The 24,489-nt window shown below is 30.1% G+C and carries 20 protein-coding genes and 1 pseudogene; 6 read left to right on the top strand and 15 right to left on the bottom strand.

Annotation, left to right across the window (positions count from 1 at the left end; all coding sequences use genetic code 11):
* Positions 1 to 167: 167 nt before the first annotated feature.
* The 15 genes and pseudogenes from UF10_RS00510 to UF10_RS00440 form a co-directional block, all read right to left on the bottom strand.
* A complete protein-coding gene (locus UF10_RS00510) occupies positions 168 to 713 on the bottom strand; it encodes a hypothetical protein (RefSeq protein WP_146130750.1) in 546 nt (181 codons plus the stop codon).
* Between the two features lie 189 nt (positions 714 to 902).
* Positions 903 to 1,808, bottom strand: a complete 906-nt coding sequence (locus UF10_RS00505) for a P-loop NTPase fold protein (RefSeq protein ID WP_106775891.1) — start codon at positions 1,806 to 1,808, stop codon at positions 903 to 905.
* Between the two features lie 2 nt (positions 1,809 to 1,810).
* Positions 1,811 to 2,332, bottom strand: a complete 522-nt coding sequence (locus UF10_RS00500) for a hypothetical protein (RefSeq protein WP_106775890.1) — start codon at positions 2,330 to 2,332, stop codon at positions 1,811 to 1,813.
* Positions 2,333 to 2,755: 423 nt separating this feature from the next.
* Positions 2,756 to 3,448, bottom strand: coding sequence for a hypothetical protein (locus UF10_RS00495; protein WP_106775889.1), 693 nt, complete (start codon positions 3,446 to 3,448; stop codon positions 2,756 to 2,758).
* Positions 3,449 to 3,495: 47 nt separating this feature from the next.
* Complete coding sequence (locus UF10_RS00490) at positions 3,496 to 4,926, bottom strand: potassium channel family protein (protein WP_106775888.1); 1,431 nt, start codon at positions 4,924 to 4,926, stop codon at positions 3,496 to 3,498.
* A 49-nt stretch (positions 4,927 to 4,975) separates the two neighbouring features.
* Entirely contained in the window at positions 4,976 to 7,930 is a 2,955-nt protein-coding gene (locus tag UF10_RS00485; protein ID WP_106775887.1) for a type I restriction endonuclease subunit R, read from the bottom strand.
* Between the two features lie 16 nt (positions 7,931 to 7,946).
* Positions 7,947 to 8,744, bottom strand: a complete 798-nt coding sequence (locus tag UF10_RS00480; RefSeq protein ID WP_106775886.1) for a hypothetical protein — start codon at positions 8,742 to 8,744, stop codon at positions 7,947 to 7,949.
* Positions 8,731 to 9,192: a hypothetical protein gene (locus UF10_RS00475; protein ID WP_106775885.1), complete on the bottom strand. Its 462-nt coding sequence runs from the start codon at positions 9,190 to 9,192 to the stop codon at positions 8,731 to 8,733. Before UF10_RS00475 ends, UF10_RS00480 begins: the two co-directional genes overlap by 14 nt.
* Before the next feature lie 12 nt (positions 9,193 to 9,204).
* The gene (locus UF10_RS00470; protein WP_106775884.1) at positions 9,205 to 10,545 is read right to left on the bottom strand and encodes a restriction endonuclease subunit S; all 1,341 of its coding nucleotides are present in this window, start codon (positions 10,543 to 10,545) and stop codon (positions 9,205 to 9,207) included.
* A 6-nt stretch (positions 10,546 to 10,551) separates the two neighbouring features.
* Positions 10,552 to 12,657 (bottom strand): type I restriction-modification system subunit M, encoded by a 2,106-nt coding sequence (locus tag UF10_RS00465; protein ID WP_106775883.1) that lies wholly within the window; start codon positions 12,655 to 12,657, stop codon positions 10,552 to 10,554.
* A 25-nt stretch (positions 12,658 to 12,682) separates the two neighbouring features.
* Positions 12,683 to 12,931, bottom strand: coding sequence for a helix-turn-helix domain-containing protein (locus tag UF10_RS00460; protein ID WP_242968997.1), 249 nt, complete (start codon positions 12,929 to 12,931; stop codon positions 12,683 to 12,685).
* A gap of 48 nt (positions 12,932 to 12,979) precedes the next feature.
* Positions 12,980 to 13,321: pseudogene (locus UF10_RS00455) on the bottom strand (plasmid mobilization protein).
* A gap of 330 nt (positions 13,322 to 13,651) precedes the next feature.
* Entirely contained in the window at positions 13,652 to 15,130 is a 1,479-nt protein-coding gene (locus UF10_RS00450; protein WP_242968996.1) for a virulence-associated E family protein, read from the bottom strand.
* A complete protein-coding gene (locus tag UF10_RS00445) occupies positions 15,090 to 16,031 on the bottom strand; it encodes a hypothetical protein (protein WP_106775881.1) in 942 nt (313 codons plus the stop codon). Before UF10_RS00445 ends, UF10_RS00450 begins: the two co-directional genes overlap by 41 nt.
* Positions 16,032 to 16,126: 95 nt before the next feature.
* Complete coding sequence (locus UF10_RS00440) at positions 16,127 to 16,447, bottom strand: plasmid mobilization protein (protein ID WP_242968995.1); 321 nt, start codon at positions 16,445 to 16,447, stop codon at positions 16,127 to 16,129.
* 1,041 nt (positions 16,448 to 17,488) lie between these two features.
* Here UF10_RS00440 and UF10_RS00425 point away from each other — a divergent pair.
* From UF10_RS00425 to UF10_RS00400, 6 genes are all read left to right on the top strand, one after another.
* Positions 17,489 to 18,679, top strand: coding sequence for an IS256-like element ISLgar5 family transposase (locus UF10_RS00425; protein WP_000997693.1), 1,191 nt, complete (start codon positions 17,489 to 17,491; stop codon positions 18,677 to 18,679).
* A 133-nt stretch (positions 18,680 to 18,812) separates the two neighbouring features.
* Positions 18,813 to 21,002 carry an ATP-dependent nuclease gene (locus UF10_RS00420; RefSeq protein WP_000470931.1) on the top strand — a complete coding sequence of 730 codons (2,190 nt, stop codon included), beginning with the start codon at positions 18,813 to 18,815 and terminating at the stop codon, positions 21,000 to 21,002.
* Entirely contained in the window at positions 20,999 to 22,792 is a 1,794-nt protein-coding gene (locus UF10_RS00415; RefSeq protein WP_000181735.1) for an ATP-dependent helicase, read from the top strand. Before UF10_RS00420 ends, UF10_RS00415 begins: the two co-directional genes overlap by 4 nt.
* Positions 22,793 to 22,991: 199 nt before the next feature.
* Positions 22,992 to 23,306: a YdcP family protein gene (locus UF10_RS00410; protein WP_000421280.1), complete on the top strand. Its 315-nt coding sequence runs from the start codon at positions 22,992 to 22,994 to the stop codon at positions 23,304 to 23,306.
* 20 nt (positions 23,307 to 23,326) lie between these two features.
* Entirely contained in the window at positions 23,327 to 23,704 is a 378-nt protein-coding gene (locus UF10_RS00405) for a YdcP family protein (protein WP_001234189.1), read from the top strand.
* A 9-nt stretch (positions 23,705 to 23,713) separates the two neighbouring features.
* On the top strand, positions 23,714 to 24,487 hold the full coding sequence (locus tag UF10_RS00400) for a Mom family adenine methylcarbamoylation protein (protein WP_000185760.1): 774 nt from the start codon (positions 23,714 to 23,716) through the stop codon (positions 24,485 to 24,487).
* Positions 24,488 to 24,489 lie beyond the last annotated feature (2 nt).

Genomic DNA, 24,489 nt, shown 5'->3' with positions numbered 1-24,489 from the left:
ACTGTATATAGAGAAATAGTATAATTAAAAAGATGTGTGGAATCCACACATCTTTTTTTATATTGCTAGTTGGAGGATCAAAGTGAAATCTTAAAACTATAACTATTTTTATTTTATTAGTTCTGATACACTAATAACTAAATAGAGATCTAATCAAAACCTTTTTTCTATTTTAATAAGTTATGTATTTGAAGTTTTGTTATCTTCTTTTCAGAATAATACTCTCTTGCTTTTAATTCAAATTCTTTTAAGTTTCCATCTTCTTTCAGGGCTTTTAATAACTTGATTTCTTCTGGTTCAATTGATCTTACTTTTGTTAAAACTCCTTTTTCCTTTATTTTTTCCTTTTCATTTATAATTTCAATTAATTTCTTCGTAACTTTTACGTTTGTTTCTATTTCAGATTTATTATTTAAAACCTTAGTCAATGTATCATTTTTCATTTTTTCTAATATTTGTATATGTTCTTTTAAAATATCAATAATTATTTTTTGATCTTTTAAATTTTTCAAATCTACTTTATTATATTCTATTAATTTTATACTTGGCAAAGTTGTTAATCCATACCAATTCCTATAATATCTTTTCAAAAACATAATAAAATATTTATCCTCATTTAAATTTCCAATAACTGTTGCATCCGATATAATTTCACCTATTCTTATATTTATTTCTATATCATTTAAATTTATATACGAAAAAACTTCAAACATAGATTTATCTATAAATTCAAACATATCTTCTAACTGAAAAAACTCAAGTAAATTCAACCAATCTTTTTGATTAGCAGAAATCACACTAAATGCTTTAGATATTGAAATGGTTTCATTAATACCAAAATAGAATATACTAAATTCATCTCTACTATTTATATAATTCTTAAATAATTTATATTTAGACTTCTATAATACTTTATCATAGCTTAAAACATCTTCTATTAGCTTATTAGCATATAGCTCATAATTAGTATATTTTAATAAACCTGCTGAGTATATATTTTTAAATCTTTTTTCTATCTTTTTATTGTCATTTATCTGCTCTCGAGCTAGATCTTCATTTAGATAGTTAAATGTTAGTTTGTATCCTAATGATTCCAGAATCCAAATATTTAATTTGTTAAAATGATCCTCAAAAATTGTTTCTATATCCAATTTATTTTGATATATCTGGCTTAAAGTATAATATTCATTATTATATTTAAATATAAAAATGTCCTCTAAATCTCTATTTTCAGCTATATTAGAATAATTTTCTGGTAAAAAATATTCAATCAAATAAAAGACAGTTGCTGTTCTTATTAAAATCTCTTTTTCAGGGTCTATGTTATTATTTTTTATATAAGTATACGTACTACTCAAAAATTTTTCCACCCTACGCATATTAATTAAATGAGACTTAAATTCTATTTTAAGAGATCCCCTATAATCATTAATTTGAAATTCTTTAGGAACAAGTAGTATTTTTATCATTAAATCTGATGTTATATATTCATTGTATTTCTTATTAGCATCTAACTGAAATTTAATCATTTCTAATAGCCCTATACTAGTCAAATTTATATTTTTATGAATATATTTTTCTAGATAATTACTTGATAACTCAAGGTTACCAAGTTCAACTTCAAGTATCCCTTCCAAATTTCTCTTAGAATATTGATAAATTATCTTTATATGTTCAGAAGATAGCTTTTCAGAAATTCCTAATATCTTTTGAATAACTTCAAAATTATTTATTCTATCTAAGTCTTCATATATTATTAATAAAGGTTTTTCTAATAAATGAATTTCTTTCTTTATACCTTTTATCATGTTTATAAAAATTGTGTCATCATAAAAAAACCTAACTCTATATTTCTTAAAATATTATTTTCACTAAAAAAACTTCTAAGTTTAGGTGAATATCTAGAAAAAATACCATGATTTCTTAAAATCTTATCTATTTCATTCATTAATATAATTTGAATATCATCTGAGTTAGAGGATAAAACGTCTATTTCTATAATATAATATTCACTTCCCAAATCTTTCTTTAAATATTCTATAATAAGTGATTTTCCTGTGCCAAAATCCCCATTTAATCCTATTATATTTGTATTTTTTTCCTTTAAATACAATTTCAATCTATTTAGGTCATATCCTCTCTCTCTAATTAATATAGGTAGTTTTTCTTTGTTTGTTTCTTCTTTTTTTCCAAATTCAAATAATGAATCAAATAAAAAGCTAATAATTATTATTATAGATATACTAATTCCATATTTAGTAAGATTCTTTAATACTACTATTATATTATTTTTATTACTAAATACTAATCTATAATTGGCTGTAATACACATTATAAAACATACTTGAATTACTTTCTTATTAAATTTATAAGGATATCAGAAAGTTAAAGCTTGAAAACTTCTCTGGTAATATTTGAAATATTACCAGATTTACTATTATTATTCTTAAAAAACTTATTATTGTATCTATAATAATCACCTGCTTTCTTAATTATATACGCATAATATTAAAATATTATTAAAAAGGGCTAAATATCACATTGGTATAAGTGATATTTAACCCTTTTGATTTTAAAATTTATTATTTATAAACTTTTAGTTTATTCCCACTCTACATTTTGTATCATCAAATATATGCAAAAGCTTTTAAATTAGCCATTATTTGGCCGTTTATTTATGTTCTATCCGTCTAGTTTAGATGTATTTCAACTTAATTTTACCCGTTCCAGTCCCAGTTCCAATAAGATGTGTAATTTACTCCTCCATATTGAGCATATTTAAAACAAAAGATACTAATGCTAACATACGGAAATAAAAATATTCTATATATTCATTGTTTGGAAATTTTTTTTGATCAACTTCGTGATGTCTAATGGAATAAGCGTTGCCTATCTTTGTTAATAGTCTAAACTCTTCATCCATTTGAAGCTTTAATTCTTCATCCCCACCCGAAATCTCATCAATAATTCGCTCTATAGAATTTTTCTTATCTGAAGATTTCATGGTTTTTAATCGCTCAAAAGCATCCCATATTTTATCAAGTCCAATTTTCTTTTCTGTAAAATCTTTTTTAAGAATATACAATTTTGATTCCATAATCAAACTTCTTAATTCTGATTCTATTGATTCTTGTTGCACTTCATTCAGTAAATCTTTCGCTTCATTATCTATATTTTCTTTGCTTAATTCTAATTTATCCTCATTCATCATTATCCAAGTAAGTAAAGCCGTTTTCAGCTTCTTTAATTCAGGCCTATAATCAAACTCCTGCCCTACAGCTGCTATTTTGCCACCAACTTTCACATGTTTTACAAGATCTGATAAAATCATTGAATATCTAACTTGTAAATCATTCCAAAGTTCTTGTGATCCATTTCTATTATTAAGCTGTTGTTCAATTTTACCAATGTCTTTTTGAATAAGATTAAACATTTTATCCTTGTCCATTCTTGCATCCTCCCTATTTGCTCTTATTCTTCAATAAATATTATATTTTAAGTGAACTTTCTTGCAAAAACAGTAATTAAAGAGGCAGTAGTTAAGACACCTAGTAATCCTTCAATTCCTGAAAATAATTTTAATATTCCTATAGGAGATATATTACCGTAAACAATAGTAGTAAAAGTTATTAAAGAAAAATACATTGAATTGTATAAGATACTCAAATAATCACCACTTGCAATGAAATTTAACGATTGCCCATCTATTAAAATATTCCGTGGAAACAATGAATATATAAACCCGAATATAATTATAATGCTAACCATGGTAATCACTATTCTTTTATAATTTGTAAAATATCCAGTAGTAAGATCCAACAGATTGTTTGAAAATCTCGTTATGCCTCTATTATATACTTTGTTTTTTTGGTAATCCTTAAAATACTTTAGTTTTAATTTTATTTCTGGATTTTCTTCATTCACCGCAATTCTTAAAAAGGATTCAATATTATAAAGAAATTCTTCGTCTGTTAGATCATTCTTAAGTGTTTTGTCCATATCTGCATATTCAACAAAATCTAAATCAAATAAGGTTTTCCCAGTAAAGTAAGTATCAATTAGATTTATACTGTTAAATGATTGATTGGTAAAAATAAATTCTTGACTAATTATTGATTTTATAACGCTAATATTTCCTATGTTATTTCCATCGATTATTAATCTTAATCCTAGTAATTTATTAAAATAAAACAAATCAAAATTACATCGATTTAAAATTATTTCTTCACTTATGACCTTACTCGCAGATTCATTGGAATTAACAATCACTTCTTCAAAAGTGCAATCTTCCATTTTTAATGATTTAAAATCAGGTTCATAATAATCAAAGTTAATACTTAATCTATCTCCATAACAGCCATAAAGATAAGCTTTATCCAAAGAAAAAGATTCTAAATCTATATCTTTAAATTCTGAATGTGATGCTACAAAACCATCCGGTAAATCATGAATTTTTATTGTATTTTTAAATTTACATCCCTTAGCTTCAAAATAAACTGGGTCAAAAATAAAATCTATTTCTTTTTTAACAAAACAATCATCTAATATCAACTTACCTTCAAAACACTCTTCATCTTCTATGTCTACAATATTTGTTAGTTCTCCAAAAAAGATGCTATTTCTTATATAAAGAAAATTACCCTTGTTTAAGAATTCTACCTTAGTTTTCTTTAAATCTAAGTCAAAATTTATAATGAAGTAATTGTTTTCTAGCACTTTTTCTAATTCAGCATCATATTTTTCACTATCCGACTTTTTCTTATTTAATATGTTAATAAATCTATATATTTTATTTAAATCTTTCAATTGTGCGTAGCTACTTATAATAAAATAATTATTATTATTTAAAACAAAGTCTTTTATGTTTTCATTAACATCAATCTTATATTTTATTTTTTCTAATAAATCATCATCAAAATCTATCAAGTTATCACCCTACCTTAAATTTGAGATAGATGCAATCTTGTTTATTTATTTAAATCCTTAAATCACTATCAAACTCTTTCCCCTCAGTATTATAAGTTACATCAAAAACTAAGTCAGAAAGCCATTTTTTAAATGAATCGTTATCTTGATATTGCTTGAAAATTTCAATATTATCTGTCATCATGTTCATAATAACCCTACCTAATGCTCTTTCACTTTCTAGTTTAGCATTTTGTTTATCTGAATTTTTCATAGCATTTTGATAGGCTTTATCCTTTGCTACAGCCTTTGGAATTTTTGATATATGATCTTTAACTTGGTCCTCATCTTTCCAATCTATATCTCCAAACATATCATGAAAAACGTCTAATATTTTACTTAAATAATCTAGTTCTGGATTATCAATATAAGCCTTTCCACTTGTAGGTACTGGATCTATTTCATAATCACCCTCATCCTCTAAAACTATAGATAAACTTTTTTGTGCCTGAACTCGGTAACTATCTAAATCTATGGATTCCAATATGCCCTTAGATAAGTCTTCCCCCTTAGGTGAAGGTAGTTTCGGAATTAATAATCTTAAGAATATATTAAGTTTTTCCCATTCAATATTTCCAATAGGCAATATTGATGCTAAAAAACCATAGGTTCTTACAAAAGCCTTTGCATTACCTTTAAAATCTATTTGTTGATCTTCTTCAAGTTTCTTATATTCTTTAGCACAAGTATCCAATATATAATCTAATTTTTCACGACTAACCCCATTAATATATTTTTCAACTAGTTCTTTAATTTGATAATCAGAATACACTTGATGAAATTCTAGCTCACTTTGTATATCATATAGTTTATTAGGATCCGTCTCTTCTGATAAAATTGTAGTTGTATAGTAGGATTGGAAAGCTTCTTTTATAAGATCAACATCATTTACAAAATCTAAAATAAATGTATCAACCTTACCAGGATGAGACCTGTTTAACCTAGAAAGCGTTTGTACAGCTTTTATTCCAGAAAGAGGTTTATCTACATACATAGTATGGAGTAAGGGCTCATCATAACCTGTCTGGAACTTATCTGCAACAACTAAAAATCTATAGGGATCATGTTTTATTTTCTTTTCAATTTGAGAACTTGGAAATCCATTGACTTTGGATTCAGTTAACTTTTGCCCCTTAAACTCCTTCTCTCCAGAAAAGGCAACAATAGCTTTATACTGACTTTTTCTTTCAGCCAAAGATTTTTCAATTGCATAATAATACTCTATAGCCCTCTCTATACTACTGGTTATAACCATGGCCCTAGCCTGTCCATTAATCTTGCCCTTATTTATTACTTGTTCATGAAAATGATTTACCATTATATCTGCTTTCTGACCTATAGCATATTCATTAGACTCAACATAATTTCTTAGCTTTCTCTGAGCTTTTTTTGTATCGTACATAGGGTCATCTTCCACTATCTTTGCTAATTTATAATAGCTTTTTATAGTTGTATAGTTTTGTAATACATCCAATATAAATCCTTCTTCTATGGCCTGTTTCATACTATAGTTATGGAAAGGCTCATGTTTTGTTTCTCCATTTTTAAGAACTTCTTCTCCAAACATCTCTAAAGTTTTATTCTTAGGTGTAGCAGTAAAGGCAAAATAACTAGCATTATCAAGCATCTTTCTGCCTTCCATTATTCTAATAATCTTATCTTCCGTAGTTTCTTCTTCATCAATTCCTGAAAGAGCTATATTCATATTGGCTGATAAACTACCACTTTGGCTAGAGTGTGCCTCATCTATTAAGATTGCAAACTTATTATCCCTATGAGAAGTTCCAATCTCGTCTAATATAAATGAAAATTTATGAACAGTGGTTATAATTATCTTCTTCTCTTCATTAATAAGCCTTGCCAAATCTGCAGAGCTTTCAGCATGACCTACAGTACTAGAAACTTGCATAAACTGCTTTATGGTATCTCTTATTTGCTTATCAAGTATAACCCTGTCTGTAACTATTATTACAGAGTCAACTAGGTTTTTCCCTTCTCTTTCAAGAGAAACTAGTTGATGTGCTGTCCAAGCTATAGAATTACTCTTTCCACTTCCCGCTGAATGTTGAATTAAATATTTCTTCCCCACTCCATTATTATAAACATCTGCTAACAGTTTCTTTACAACATCCCACTGATGGTATCTAGGAAATATTTGTTTCTCTTTCCTCTTTTTAGTTTGCTCATCCACCTCTACTACTAGTTGAGCATAGTTCTCTATAATATTAGTAAGTTCATTTTTTTCTAATATTATCTTCCACAAATAATCTGTCTTTATGCCACTAGGATTAGGAGGATTGCCCCTACCATTTTGAAAACCCTTATTAAGAGGCAAGAACCAAGAACTATTCCCACTTAATTTTGTGCAAAAATATACCTCATTATCGTCAACTGCAAAGTGAGCCATACATCTTTTAAACTGAAAAAGTAAATCTTTTGAATCCCTGTCATTTTTATATTGATATATAGCATCCTTATAGTTTTGATTAGTTAGGGTGTTCTTAAGTTCCATAGTAATTACAGGTAAACCATTTATAAAAATAGCCAGGTCTAAAGCCAATCTTCTATTACTTTTAGAATACTGTAGCTGTCTAATAACAGAAAAAATATTTTTGTTAAAGTTTTTTTGTGATTCTAGGTTCATATCTGACGGAGTTAAATAAAACATTATTAAATCGGCTGGATATACTTTTATACCATTTCTAAGTACATCTATAATTCCTCTTTTAGTGATTTCTTTTGATAATCTATCAAAAAATTGTTTCTTCTTATGTTCACTTTCCTTTATGCCTAAAAGCTCTACTTGTTGAGGCTGTGTATATTCTAAGAACCTTATAAGTCTTCCTTCATCTACTGCAAAGTCTAAGTTATAATCTCCAGTATTTCCAAGCTCATATTCGTTGTTTTCCACAAGATATTCTACAATTATATCTTCAAGTCCCTCTTCTTTTACATTAGTAAACAACTATCTCACCCCCTATTTATTTAATTACAGCCATTGCAAATCCTATAATACTTGTTATATTTGCAGTTAATTCTATATGATCCTTTATATTTGGTAGTGAATTTTGAAGACCATCTATAGCTGTCCTTATAAATCCTTTTCTAGGTTTTTCTTCCAATAATTCAGATTCTAATACTTCAATATTATCTTCTATGTTTTCTTTAATTTGGTTATCTAAATCTAAATCCCTTAAAATATCCTTTATATTCTTAGATAATTTTTCTAAATCATTAGTATTATTATTTTGAACAGCATTTATAGTGGACTTATCTTCAGCGATATTTACTTGTCCATTATTTCCCATGTGAATATTGTACTTCATTTCCTCATCATACCCCATTTCCAACTTGATTTTATTCAAATAATCTCCAATATGATTTATAAAAATTAATGAAACTTCATCATTAAAGTTTTTAATCATATCATCATATCTCCTACTACCATTTGCATATTTTAATAATAAGCTATATGGAAGGCCTTCGATTTTAATACAATATCTTAAAAGGTGATATATTATATATATCTCTTCTTCCTCCGTGTTTCCAATATTAAATTTATTGTTATTATCTATATCTTCTTGAATTCTATCTTCAATATTAAAATTATCTATATTAAAAGATTTAATAAAATCATAAATTAATTCTTCCTCTTCTATGAAATTTACAAATCTATTTAAATCTCTACTAAAGCTATCAAAATTGCAACTTAATAACCTACTAGATTTACTCCTAAATTCATAGGATGTTTGTTTCAATTCTTTTTTATCGATATTCATCATAATCCCTCCCACAAAAAGGACAATAACTTACTGTAAACTTTACTAATGGACTTATTTTAACTTTTTTATTGCAACATTTATAAGTCTGTATTTCTAACAAATCTATCCTACTTTTAATAGGATTCTCTGGCAATGCTTTTGGTTTCTTCCCAGTTTCCAGCTTAATATATTTATTATTTCTATTTACCTTTTTACTCATCTTGTTCAATTCATCAAATATAAGATCATTAAATATATTTATAGCCATATTTTCAGCTAAGTCATAGACTTCATCTGTATGATAGTTATCAGCTATAAATCCACAAGAGGGACACCAAATTTGATAATATTCCTCTGCCTTAATATCTGATGCTTTTAATTTAAAAAACTCTTTACAATATGGACATTTCAAAAGTATATATCCATCTAAATCAGCTGGTATTGGAATTTGTTTTGTAATAGCCAAACAATTCGCCTCCTAGAAATCCCTAACATCTATCTTTCCAGTAACTGCACTAGCTATTAAGCTAGTCCTATATTCTTTAATTAACTCTATTTGACTTTTATAAAGCTCTATAGTCCTATCTATTTTACTAGTTTCTTTTTCAATATAAGATACAATTTCTTTTTGTTCTTTTTTTGGAGGAATATTTATTTTAAATTGAGATAAATTACTTGTTGATAGTTCTACAAATGTAGCCCCATTTCCTAGTAATTGTAATTCTTCTAGATAGTTATTTAATAAAAAATATAAGTAATCTAAATCAATTAGATTTTTATCCACTAAGATAGCTTTACATCCTTGATTTATTGTTGTTTCTATTTTATTTATCTTTATGTTACCTATAGGAGCTCTAGTCGCCATTATTATATTATTTTTGGGAATTAATGATGTAGAACAATTTTTATATCCTTCTTTTGTTATTTTTCTGTCGGAAGAATAAATATACTTGGATACTTTAGATAAATCTTTAGGAGTTACCCAAAAAATATCTCCATTCCAAAATTCTGATATACTACTATTTGGAGTGCCACCATTTAAAATTTTACCGATGTATTTCACCCTAGTAACTTCCCAATGCGCTGGTATCTCTCCTATCCAATCTATACCACTATCCTTATACTCTACATCTTTATCTATTCCCTTAGTTACAGCATCACTAATTATAACTTCCTTTTGCTCTTTTAAAAGATCTATCTGCCTTTCTGTTAGCTCTACAAATTTATCTATTTTACCTAAATTATAATCTAGAAAGTCTGATATTTTATCCTGTTCTTCTTTTGGGGGAATCTGAATATAATTACTAAAAAAAGATTTATCATCTAAATTTTGTATTCCAGTTGTTTGTTTAATATATGGCATTATATGTCTAGTGTCCCAAATATTATTTAATAAAAATAATACATATTTACTATTAATATTTTTTTTATTAATATTAATTTTAGATATAAAATTTGAACATACTGCTTTCTCTTTCATATTGTATTGTATAACTCTACCAACTGGTTGTTTCTCTCCTCCACCTGATTTTTCTATCAAGAGATCCCCTTTTTCTAAAAATCTTCTATCATTGTTATCTAACCTTATATTTCTCTTAGTTAACTGCTTATTTTTAGTAACAGAATAGTTCTTCATATCAAAATCTGCAACTCTAATGCATATATAGTCATGTTTATTACCCTCTGGTTCTTCTCCCCAGTAACCATTTGTATTATAATTTATAGAATCCTTAATCCTACTCATCTCCCAATGACTTGGTATTTTATCTATCCATGGTAAATCTACTTTTTTATATTCTTCATAAGGCTTAAATTTCATTTCTATCTAGCCCCCTATTATCTCATCTAATAAGCCGTCTGTCTCTTCTTCTAAAGCCTTTATATCTTCTACTATTTCTTCTAATGATCTTAATTTTACTGGCTTGTAAAAATATTTTGTAAAGCTTATTTCATAGCCTATTCTAGTTCTACTTTCATCTATCCAAGCATCCCCAACATAGGGAATAACCTCTTCCTTGAAAAATCCTTCTATTCCTCCATTATAGTTTAAAGGAATTCTTTCTGTATCTCTTAGATCTGTATCTTGTTCATATTCTATATATAGATTATCCTCTCTAAATACTCCATAGATGGGATCTTCTTTACCTTTTTTCTTTGAGGACTTTATAAGCTTTTTAGCCTTTTCATCAGCTATAGTTAAGTTGTCCTGTATAAGTTTTCTATGCCTAGCTAAAAATTTTTCATCCTTTTCTTCTGCTAGGTTTTCTAATTTTTCTATATATAAATTATAATCTAAATATTCTTCTTTTCTTTCTTTCTCTTTTAGCTTTAATACTAGGTCAAATATATATTTATCATTCTTCTTTAGACTTTCTTCTAGCTTGTCTAAATTTTCTTGACTTAGGGTTACCTTTAACCTAAGTGGTCTCTCTACTGTTATTTCATAGTATCCAAACTCTTCATTTTCAAATATTTTACTGAATTCATTTTCTTCGAAATCTAAATACATTTTCATTATTTCTTCTCTTAATTCTTCTGATATTTCACAGTTTTTATTCCCTAGATTTTTCCTAAGAGGTTTTTTAAAGCTAGTAGCATCTATTAACTGGATTTTACCCTTTCTTCCATCTTCTTTCCTATTAGAAAGAACCCAAACATAAGTAGCTATTCCTGTGTTGTAAAACATATTTTCAGGTAAGGCTACTATTGCCTCTAAGTAATCATTTTCTATTATATATCTTCTTAAATTACTCTCTCCACTTCCTGCATTTCCAGTAAATAATGACGATCCATTATGTACTTGAACTATTCTACTACCAAGTGGTGTACTGTGCTTCATCTTAGCAATATTATTGGCTAGAAATAACATTTGACCATCAGATTGAGAAGGAACCATCCTAAACTCTTCTTCATCTCCAAAGTTAACCACAAACCTAGAGTCTGTTAGTTTATTTCTTCCACCCATTTTTTTTGCATCAGATGACCAAGACTTTCCATAAGGCGGGTTTGATATCATAAAATCAAATTCCGTAGTTGGATTAGCATCTACAGACAAGGTTGAGCCATAAGATATATTATTAGCTTGTGAACCATCACCTTTTAAAATCATATCAGCCTTAGCTATAGCATAGGTTTCTGGTTGGCTTTCTTGACCATAAAGGTGTATTGAAAAGTTTTTATTATTCTTTTTCCCTAATTCCTTAAGCCTTTCATCTGCTATAGTCAACATTCCCCCTGTGCCACAAGCACCATCATAGCAAAGATAAGTTCCATCACTTATTTTATCTGCTATAGGCTTAAACATTAAATCAGTCATAAGTCTTACAGCATCTCTTGGTGTAAAGTGTTCCCCAGCCTCTTCGTTGTTTTCTTCATTAAATTTTCTTATTAGTTCTTCAAAAACTGTACCCATAGTATGATTATCAAGACCTGGTAGTAATATATCTCCATTGTCATCCAATACTGGGTTTGGACTTATATTTATTCTGGGACTTACAAATTTTTCTATTACATCTCCTAAAACATCTGCATCTGTCATAACCTTAATCTGTTCTCTAAATCTGAACTTTTCTAATATTTCTTGTATGTTTGGTGAAAATCCATCCAAATAAGCTAAAAAATCTGCTTCTAATTGCTGTTTTTTAGTTCTTGAGGTTAGATCTTTAAGTATAAAGGGAGAATCATTATAGAAAGCTTGTCCTGATACAGAACAAAGTGCCTCTGTTTGATTTAAAACTTCCATTTCATCAAGCCTTTTTTTCATTTCCATAACTTCTTTTTTTGTATCTTCTAATACAGCATCCAATCTTCTTAGTACAGTCATAGGTAGAATTACATCCCTATATTTTCCCCTAACAAAAACGTCTCTTAATTCATCATCTGCAATAGACCAAATAAAACTGACTATTTGACTATAAATTTTTCCTGTCATATTCTCTCTCCTTTTTATTTTATATTTACTTTCTTCTATATTCCATAATATCTTTTAATTCACAATCTAAAACATAACAAATCTTTGCTAGTGTAGCTAGATCTACTCGCTTAACTTTATTGTTGCAATATGAATTGAGCTGAATCCTCTGTAAATTAGCATCCTTTTCTAGTTTGTTTTTGCTTATGTTTTTATCTTCCAAGACTTGATTAATCTTGAAAACCACCTGTCCAAAATCTTGCATATCCCTGTCTCCTTCTGTAAATTCAATCATTACTATAATTATAACAGACTTCCTTTCTTATTACACCTGTAAGTAGTTTTAAATATATTTTCTCGCTAGGATATTCTGTATCTTCATTATCTCTTTTGATATATTATCATTTTCTTTTTTAAAATCCTAAATATCCTCCCTATAGATTACTCCTGTAGTATTTATTCTTTTAGCTATCTGATTAAGATTGTTTGCATTCCTCCCAATAAGGGTCTGCATCTTCCTAAAAACATTCATATCTATTACAAATATAGGGGCTTCTAAAACACTTTTCCTTATAAAATGTCCCATTGATTTTGATTTACTTAGTTCAAGTTTTTTCTTGAAAAGTTCTTTTTCTTCCTTGGTCAGCTTGATTTCAATTCTTTCATTTCTATATCTATTCGCCATATTCTTCTCCTTTTCTTTTATATTTTAAACAGGGTCTTAGGGGGAACCCCTAAATCATTCTGATAGGAACAAGTAGAAAATTTTATATGTAGAAGTAAGCCCAACAGGACTTACTTTTACAATTTTCCCGTAGCTGTCCGTACAGCTACTGTGCTTGCTACTAAAGTTTTAATAGGCACAGGGGGATTGTAACTGTAACCTACTATTTCAAAAGTCCTCAAATAAGGCATTGATTCTTATTTTGATTCCTACAAGCCTTGATATTACTAGACTTCCATTTCTACCAGCCTAATTCTAAGGGTTTTAAAATCTCGGTTACAAGTTACATAGTTACAATTTCTCTTTATCATTCTCTCCTGTGTCCATTTCTATCTGCTCCGACTCTTGCCATTCTTTTGGTAAATCAACCTTATCTACTTCTACAAAACTTTCTTCTATCTTTTCTTCCTTCTTATAATAAAGTTTTACTGGTATAGATATTCCACTAGGGGAAATTCTTTTAGTCTTTGATGAGCGAACTGGCTTCCATTCTGGAAAATAATTGTCCATGATTTCAGAAAAGGATTTTGATTTAATCTGATAGCCTTGCATGGATAATTCCTTAAAACAAGTTATATTTGGCTCTTGTGTTTTTACTTTGTATTCTTCTAAGAAGTAGCGAATATCTTCTACATCTGGGTTGAGATACTTAAACTTTTCTTGTTCCTGATAAAAATCTTCAAGTAGCTCTTTTGGCATGGTCCAAGAATGTTTCTTTTCTTTATAAAGTTTGTATCCATAGGCCAAGGCTTGGTTAAAATCCTCTCTAATAGAATCTAAATAATCTTTTTCTGATTGTTCACCTTGAAAATCTTTGTCTAGATAAATAGCCTTCTTTCTATTTTCCTTGTGATATTCTACAGGTAAATATCTTCTCTCTCCTGTATGGTCATTTAAAAAAGTTCTTTCGTTTAATGTTCCAATTAAAATACAAGTCCTAGGAACATCTGTTGAAAATTTCTCATAAGGGATTCTTATTCTATCACTAAGTTTAGATAAAAATGATTTCGCTTCATTGGCAGACTTTGCATTTCTTAAGGCTACAAATTCTTCAATTTCTACAACCGTCTTTCCCATTAAGTTCATGACAGCATCTTTGCCTTGAATGTTTTCAATGGTACAAAACCAATCATCTTTAATAGCCAAGTATCTAGCAAAGGTAGATTTTCCTATTCCTTGACCACCTACTAAGACCATCATCTCATCAAACTTAGACCCTGGCTCAAAGACTCTTTTTACTAAACCTAAAATCATATGCTCCATAATCCAGGCATTTAGTTTTGTATCTTCAGTTCCTAGATAAGTTGGAAGAAGTTTTCGAATTGCATTTTTATCTCCCTTCCAATTAATATTTTTTAGATACTGTCTTGGTGGACTTATCTCATATTGATGGGTTACAAAACTAACTGCATCCCACATTTTATTAGCATTGTAATTAAGCCCAAAATGCTTTTCTATTTCAAGTCCTAGCCTGTTATTTAGTGAGTCATCCCATAGCCTAATTTGGTTTGGTTTTATACTTTTTTCTCCTATAATCTTGCCTTGAAATTTAATCTCATTGGTAAATTTATCATAGAAGATTTGTCCTTCATATATTTTCTTAGCCCTACAATATTTTGGATTAAGAAGTACTGTGACGATATTTCCTGTAATCTGCTTTACATTACCTTTTACTGTTTTCTGTAAATCGATTAAAGAATAGGAATGGTCTATTTCAGGAAAAGTTAGTTTAAACTCTTTCATAGGCCCTAGTCCTTTTCTTGTATTCAAAGTGTCTGCTCCAGTCAAAGGCCACAAAATTTCCAAGGCCTAAGACTTTCTCTATAGTCTTTTCTACATATTCAAGATACTTTCTATCATCCCTTCTTTTCTCATTGGTGGCTAGGCGATTTAAATGTGTCATTAAAAAGAGTTCTTTCATTAAGCTGGGATTTCCATCTGTATAGTTTCTAGCAAGTACTAGAAAGGTAAAGTCATCCCTGCTATGGTCACCTGTTAGGCTAGCTCCTGAGATAAGCATACTTGCCTTGCTATTGGTTCTTTCCATGGTGGTTAGTATTTCATCTAGGCTTAGGTCATCAAGTCTAGAAAACTTGTTTAAAGGCTCATACTTATACTCTCTAATTTGTTTTAAGGTGGATTCTTTCCCCTGTGTCCATTTCTTATAAAGCTTATTTAATTCATCTTCTTTTTCTAAAAGTTTATTACTTCTAGGAAAGAGGGATCCATCTCCTATATTTCCTGTAAGAGCTATATATCTATTTTTCTTGTATATCTCAATTCCTCTACTTGATAAGTTAAGATTATCTGGAATAGTCCCTTGGACAAAAATATGGATTCCCTGGCCTGATTGGGATAACTCCATATATGTCCCTGTAAAACTCTCTATAATTTTTTTTGCCATAGAAGTTAGCTTTCCATCTTGAATTGCATGGTCTAAGTCTATACAGATAACCCTATCTTCCTCCACTAAAACAAAGCCTAGAGGCTCATTCATAGTCTTAGCTTCATTAAAAGCTATCCATCGCTCTGGATGATTCCAATCATTAGCTTTTCCATCAATTAGGGAAAAGGGAAGCTTGGCTACTTTACCATTTAATTCTTCCTTTCTCCAACCTACAAATCTTTTTCTTTTTTTCATTTCTTCTGGTAGATATTTATATTTTTCCATTCTTTTTACCTCCTTATGCTGTTCAAAACAGACCCCATATGGTAAAATGAATTTGGTAGAAACATTCCATATGGGGTGTGCCTTTGGCCTTTGTGCTAAAGGCTTTTTTCTTTTTTGATTTCATAGTAAATTTCTATTAAAAACCTTAAAATCTCTTGGTCTCCCTCTTCCAATCTTCCATATTTCTTTACAACTTTTGCTAGTCTAAATATTTCTAGAGTAAATTTATCTTCAAGTCTATAATCAGCTTTAATAGACACAGTAGAGGCAGTTAATGAACTAATAATATAGTCTTGTTTGGAGAGTCCACTTATCTCTACTTTCTTATCTAATAGGTCAGCTTCTTTTTCTGTTGCCCTAAAAGAAATTATCTTATTTCTCTTTCTTTTAACTTGTTTTTTTATTTCCTTACTCATCTTCATCCTCCAATAATTTTTCCCATTCATCATCTAAGTTGCTTTTTCTTATAGTGGATAGGGAGTTAGCCATATCATTTTGTTTGCTTGGGAATAAATGAGCATATCTATAGGTTATATCGATGGATTCATGACCTATAGATATGCTATAGCTATTGCTGAATATCCTAATTCAATTAATAAAGATACATGGGAATGCCTTAAATCATGAACTCTAATCCCTTTAAACACAGCTTTTTTGCTTCCCATAGCCATTTCATGGTGCAGGTAGGACTTAGTAATTGGAAATTGTCTTATCCTAAAAAGTCTAGGTTTAAAAAATAATTATTACACTATAAATGTATAGCCTCATTTTAAACTGGTCGAAATCGACTAGTTTAAAAACAATTCAATACTAAGTATATAATCCAATTATTTTAACCCAAGTTTTAACCGTATCGAATTCGATACCTTTAGAAATCTGTTTAGATTTAAAAATAAATACACACACCAAAAAACACCATAGAATCTTATTCAGATCTCTATGGTGTTTCTATTCGTAAGCCACTAGGCACTATTTATGAAGTTATTCTAAAAAACTTTTTTACCCAATTTCGTTCCAGTTGAGAATTTCAAAGATTTACAAACATTGGTTTTATGGGTTTTCTTGTTTGTTTTTAACTACTCCCACTCTGTTTTCAACGTAAAGTGTATAAAACAGAATGCGATACTATCAAGGGAGTTAAAACAATATACAGAACAGTAAAACACTATAAATAAAAATAAAAGTGCAATAAAAGTGCAATTTTTGCACCTAATCATACTCTGTTTATATATGAAAACTAGATTCTGAATCCAATATTTGGTTAACGAGAGGCGTTCGAATTTGAACGTCTTTTATATATTACTTTCAAATAAATATGAGGTAGAATACTATCTATTTTCTTTTTAACCCAATTGTTATAATGGAGAGTGTAAAATATTTTGTGTAAATAGAAAAAAGGAAGTCCCTTCTGTAGAATAGAGTTACCACAACACATTCACAGAAGAGAGGACTTCCCTATGAACGATTTTACTACAGAAATTCTAAAGACTCTAGCGAACAAAGGCGATTTGAATGAATTATTCCGTGTCCATTTGGAGAAAGCAGTCAATACGCTTCTCAAAACGGAGTTAACGGCTTTCCTAGATTACGAAAAGTATGATCGCATTGGTTTTAACACGGGTAATTCTCGTAACGGCTCCTATGACCGTACGGTCAAGACCGAGTATGGGGAACTTCATCTCCAGATTCCGCGCGACCGCAATGGTGAGTTCAAGCAACAGACTGTTCCTGCTTATAGACGGACGAATGACACGTTAGAGGAGACCGTCATTCACCTCTTCCGAAAAGGTATTACCATGTCGGAAATCGCAGACTTGATTGAGAAAATGTATGGGCATTACTACACGCCCCAAACCATGTCCAATATAACAAAATCATTTACAGAAGAGGTAACGGCGTTTAAAGGGCGGGAGCTTCATGACCGTTATGCTGCTATTTATATGGACGCAACGTATATTCCGTTAAAGCGGAAAACCGTCGCCAAGGAAGCTATTCATATCGCAGTTGGCATTCGCCCGGACGGATCAAAGGAAGTATTGAGCTATGCGATTGCACCGACTGAATCCATCACGATTTGGGAGGAAATTTTATTGGACCTTCAAGAGCGCGGTTTGAAAAATGTCCTCCTGTTCATCACGGATGGCTTAAAGGGGATGGTAGGAGCGATTAGTCGGTTCTATCCCAAAGCTCGTTTTCAACATTGTTGTGTACACGTTTCCCGTAATATCAGTCACAAAGTGCGTGTCGATGATCGTAAGGAAGTCTGTGATGATTTTAAAATGGTGTATCAAGCCTCATCTAAAGAGGTGGCGTTGGAAGCACGTGGTGCTTTTGCGGAAAAAAGGAAAACCAGCTATCCAAAAGTGGTTGAATCGATTCTTTCGAACGATCACTTGCTCACTTTCTATGATTTCCCCTTGGCCATACGCAAGAGTATTTATTCTACGAACTTGATTGAATCCTTTAATAAGCAAATCAAGAAATACAGCCACCGCAAGGAACAGTTCCAAAACGAAGAGTCGATGGAACGTTTCTTAGTCTCGTCTTTTGATACTTACAACCAAAAATTCCTAGGTCGCAGTCATAAAGGCTTTCAACAGGCCGAAGGCGAACTTGAACAAATGCTAAGCCAACTGATTGAGAATTAGAAACAATCTGCAGTAGGGAAGAATCATTTACACAAAATTATTGACGCTCCCTTATAATGAGAACTTTTACTAACATAATTTATGATAAACTTACTATATAATCATATTAATTAAATAGTTAGGAGATCTGCTTATGTTTATATCTACTCTTCAAATTCGAAATTTTAGAAATTATGAATCCGAAATCTTTCGATTCGATAATGAGACAAATACTATTATAGGTGAGAATGATTCAGGGAAAACCAATGCTCTTACTGCATTGAGAATCTTATTAGATGATAGTTATTACTATAGTAGTAAAACACTGAAAGAATCAGATTTTTTTCATGGAATTCAAAATGGGTGGCAAGGGCATTGGATTATTATCTCTGCGACATTTGAAGGAATCAGCGAAGAAGAATTTGACAATGAGATTTGTGCTTCCATTTCTTTAAATTCTGAAAGTCAAACAATCTTAGAAGAATTGATTTCAAATGCAGATAAAGGTGTAGGTAGTATTTCTCTATTTATTAGACCTAACAAAGCTATTAGAAAGCAATTATTTGATATTTCCACTGAATTAGACTCTCATCAATTTAACGAATTTAGAAATTCTATTCGTCTATCCGACTATGAATTTTACTACACATCTAAATCAAATCTAAATTTCTGTATCAATGAAAATTATGATAAATTGGTAGGAAGACTCAATGACAATATAGCTAGTAATCCTGAAGAAGACGATGAAGCTCTTTTGGGCTCAAGAATTGACATGTCAGATATTTTCAAGCATATTTCGGTTGTTTATGTTGACGCTCTTCGAGATGTTCTTAGAGAAATGAAAAACAATCGAAACCCTGTCAAAAGAATCATGGAAACAATTGAATCAAAAATATCATCAGATAATGTTGAGTCATTAAAAACAATTATACAGCAATTAAATGAGACTATTACCAGTGTTCCTGAAATTAGGAAAATTGGCGAAAATATTAATCGGCAACTAAATAGCATAATTGGTTCAGTGTATTCTCCTAATCTTCTTCTTTCCTCAACTATGTCAGATGATATGGGTTCTTTAGCAAAATTTCTTTCAATGAAGCCAGAACAAAATATCGACTTAGACTTACTAGGGTTAGGACATCTAAATATGATTTATTTAGCTTTGAAAATAGTCGAATTTGAAGCGTGTCGTTCAAGAGAACTACTTAATATTATGTTGATTGAAGAACCAGAAGCTCATATTCATCATCATATTCAAAAAACTCTGTTCGAAGGATTAAATCTTCAAAAAAACTATACTCAGATTCTCATGACCACACATTCTGTACATTTAGCTGAAGTGTCTGAAATATCTCGGATGAATGTATTAAAATCGTTTAATGGCAAATCTATCGTTATGAATCCAGCAAATAATCTGAACTCATTTGCTAAAGAAAAGTTAAAAAAGAACAATCTAAATCTAATAAACGCAGTAGAGAGATATTTAGATGTTAAAAGAAATGGATTGCTTTTTTCTAAAGGTGTTATCTTAGTTGAAGGAGATGCTGAAGAAATACTTATTCCTCAAATAGTAAAAAAATTATTTGGTATAAACTTAGACGAACTTGGAATAGGTTTGATTAATGTTGGTAGTACTTCGTTTGAATATATCGCTAGCTTGTTTGACGATGATAGAATACAGAGAAAGTGTGCTATTGTAACTGATTTAGATGAACAGGCAATCCCATCAGAACATCGATTGTATAAAAGCACTGCACAAGAGAAAGGTCAAGCAAGAAAAGAAAAATTATCCTCCCTTTTTAATGAAAACAATTGGGTTAATTGTTTTTATGCTAATACAACATTTGAAATTGAGTTTTTAGATGTGAATAAAGAAAATATTCTAACTTATGTCAGTCCAATTATAGATGACGCATTCAAAGATAAAAAAACAATAACTGCTTATAAAGAAGAAATACAAAGTGAACAATATTTAGAAAGAAATTTAGCGATGTTAAAACTAGCCAATCATGTTGGTAAGGGGTGGTTTGCAATTGAGTTAGGTGAAAAAATTGACTTTTTAATCAAAATTCCTAAGTATATTCTTAATGCTATTGCTTTTGCATGTCAGGAAATAGTAGATCTCTCAATTTATAAAAAAATTCTACTCCATACAATCGACTTGTACGAGGAAACTACAGAATTGTCAGCTTTATCAGCTAGTTTAAAAACAAGTGATACAGCTGATTTGAATATAGCAATAATTTCTTTATTAGAGTACTTTGGTAAAGATGAGGATGTTGTGTATCTAATCAATCAGATAGAAAATTACACAAAAATACTTTATGCTGAGGTTTCAAAATGACAAATATCTTCGAAAAAATCGTAAATGATTTAAATTTAGAACAAAAAGATGTTGTGGAAAGTGAAGATAACCTTTATGTAAATGCATGTCCTGGGAGTGGGAAAACAAGGGTACTTACAAGGAAAATTGCTTACCAAGCAATTAAACACGATGGATCACTAAAAAGAATAATTGCTATCACATACACTAATAGAGCTGCTGAAGAAATTAAGGAACGCCTAAGTTTACTTAGTATAGATGATGATATTAATATTTGGGTGGGGACAATACATCAGTTTTGTCTTGAATTTATTATTTATCCTTTTAAAATGAATCTCTCAAGAGTATCAAAAGGATTTACAATTATTGATGATTATACTCAAAGAGCTTACGTCAGCCAAATTAATAATATGCTGAATTTAAATCTCAAAACGTATGAACTGAACAAAATTGATTTGTCACTTTCTCATGATTTTAAAATTAATGAAGTTCAGTATACTCAAGTTTCTGAAATGTATCACACTATGTTGGAAAAAAATAAAGAAATTGATTTTGATATGATTTTACTAGTAGCGTATAAAATTTTAACTGTAAACAGTAACGTTGCACGTAATATTGCTAGTAATATAAGGGCGATTTATGTGGATGAATTTCAAGATACTAGAGAATTACAATACAATGTAATAGCTAAATTACTTCAAAACAACCCTCAAATTCAGTCAATGTTTGTTGGAGATATTGACCAAGCAATTTATGGATCATTAGATGGTATAGCTAAATCAGTTGAAGAACTAGAAATGCTAACTAGTCACACTTTTCAATCAAAGACGCTACATGGCTGTTACAGGTCTAATCAGAGATTAGTAGACTTCTACTCTAATTTTCAGAGTTGTCCTTACGAGATTGAAAGCAGAGGGAATAATAAAAACGACCGTGGTTTTATAAGTTATGATTGCAAAGTTACTAAGGAGGATTTACCCAACATAATAAAAAATATAATAAAGGAAAAGATTGAAAGCGGCATTCATGAAAAAGATATTTGTGTACTTGCTCCTCAACACTATCCTCTGTTTTCACTGGGTGAGTATTTAAAGAAAGAATTACCGTATTGCAATTTTGATGCTATAAATATATCACCAATTAAGGTAAATAATCATAGTTTATTTTTCAAGTTAGCAATTTTGTACTTTACTGAATCAGGTGAAAAGGTTCGAAGAAGAAAGCTAATTGCAAACGATATTTTAATTATATTAAAAAATGAATTTGGAATAGAAGTTAAAGATTATTTTATTGACTTAGATTTATTACAGCTAATAAACAGTGTGAAAAGAATGTATAGTGGAGACGACAACGGTGTTGATTTATACAAATTTGTTACCAAACATATATTTGTTAATCTTAATATTGACGAGAAAAATTACCCGTCTATTTTTAAGCACTATCTATTTTTTATTAACGAAGTAGAAGATCGGATAAAAAATAATTCATTATCTAGTAGTGTATCTAGTTTTAAGAAGATGTTTAAATCTCGAGATGGTATCACACTTACTACAGCACATAAAGTTAAAGGAAATGAGTATGATACTGTTATCGCTATTAATCTTCTAAACGGGAAAATTCCTCATTGGAATGAAATTTTTAATGTTTCTGATAAAGGAATTAGTTCAGCGAGAAAACTACTATACGTAATTTGTTCAAGAGCAAAAAATAATTTATTTCTTTTCTCAGAGGTGGGTTATTTTACGAGTAAAGGAGACTTGCTTTATCCCACTCAATTATTAGATAAAATAGAATTTGATTATAATATTTAAAATACCTAGGTAGTCGTTGTTTTAAATATAGTAGGAATCGGACGCTCAGTACGGAGCGTCTATTTTTTTACCCAATTTTGAAAGGAAGTGAACTTATGAAAATAAAAAATCAAGAATCAAAAGGTCGCTCTCCCCCCTTTAAAACCATCACACAAATAAGATTCATTCAAACATAAAAACAGAAAGGATAGGTAAAAATATGGAACTTAAATATGTCATTCCCAATATGGAAAAAACATTTGGTCAATTAGAATATGCTGGTGAAGGGAATATTGAACAACGTCGAGTCAATGGCAGACCAACTATTCTCTCTCGTAGCTACAATTTATACTCAACGATTCAACGAGCAGATGATATTGTTGTCATTCTTCCCTCCGAAGCTGGCGAGAAACATTTTGAATCCGACGAAAAAGTCAGACTCATCAACCCACGTATTACCGCAGAAGGTTATAAAATTGGCAATAGAGGATTTACCAATTACATTATGCACGCAGACGATATGGTGAAAGCTTAAGAAAGGAAAGGTGAAAAAATATGAGATTAGCAGAAGGTATTGTGATTGAAAAAGACCAGACATTTGGCACATTGAAATTTTCCGCTTTACGTCGTGAGGTTCGTATTCAAAATGAAGATGGTTCGGTTTCCGAAGAAATTAAAGAACGTACCTATGACTTAAAATCAAAAGGACAAGGACGCATGATACAAGTCAGTATCCCCGCTTCTGTTCCTTTGAAAGAATTTGACTACAACGCAGAAGTGGAATTAATCAATCCTGTGGCAGATACCGTAGCGACGGCTACTTTTCGAGGGGCAGACGTTGATTGGTACGTGAAAGCAGACGATCTTGTATTAAAAGGACAGACAAAACCTCATCAGAAATATAAAAAAGAAGCGTCCGAAAGTGAAAAATAGGTGTTGCTTATGACAAACACACCATTGATTTTGAAAGAAATTCCGAAAGATGAAGCCATTTCTTTTATTCGGCAATACCATTATTCAAAGATACTCCCTAGATTGTGTAAATACTTTCTAGGGATTTTTTCAGAAGAAAAATTATTAGGCGTTGTGGAATTAGGCTGGGGTACGCAACCCCTACAAACCATACGCAAACTCTTTCCCGACAGTTCCCTTCAAACCACAGATTATTTAGAAATTGGAAAGATGTGTTTTCTTCCAGAAATGAATCAAACCAATTATTTTGGCAGTCAAGCTCTTTCAGCTCTAATTAAGTGGTTGAAAGAACATACGGACTGTCATTTTTTATATACATTGGCAGATGGAATTGAGGGAAAATGTGGCTATGTCTATCAAGCGTCCAACTTCTTTTACTGCGGGTATTTCAAGACAAGTGTCTATCGTGATAAACAGTCATGGGAAAAGATACACCCTCGAAGTGCTCGCCTTTTATTAGAGGAAAATGCTCGTTTTGAACAGGTAGAGAAAAAGCATTGGCTTTCCCAGGCATTTTGCGAATACAAAGGGATTGAGAAAATCAATGGACGCATGTTTCGCTATCTCTATCCGTTGACAAAAGAAGCGAAAAAACTGTTAGGACACACGCTCTATCGACGTCATTATTATCCGAAAGAAAAAGATTTACGCTTTGAAAAGCGAATCGCTTATCGGAAATATGAAGCCATTTCTCAACCAACTTTTGATAAACAGGCTCGTATCTACAATACACAATTATTTTGATA

This window comes from Peptostreptococcus russellii, assembly GCF_003012055.1.
Classification (GTDB): domain Bacteria; phylum Bacillota; class Clostridia; order Peptostreptococcales; family Peptostreptococcaceae; genus Peptostreptococcus; species Peptostreptococcus russellii.
Note: the sequence above shows the minus strand (reverse complement) of the source record. Positions and strands in the feature narration are given on the sequence as shown.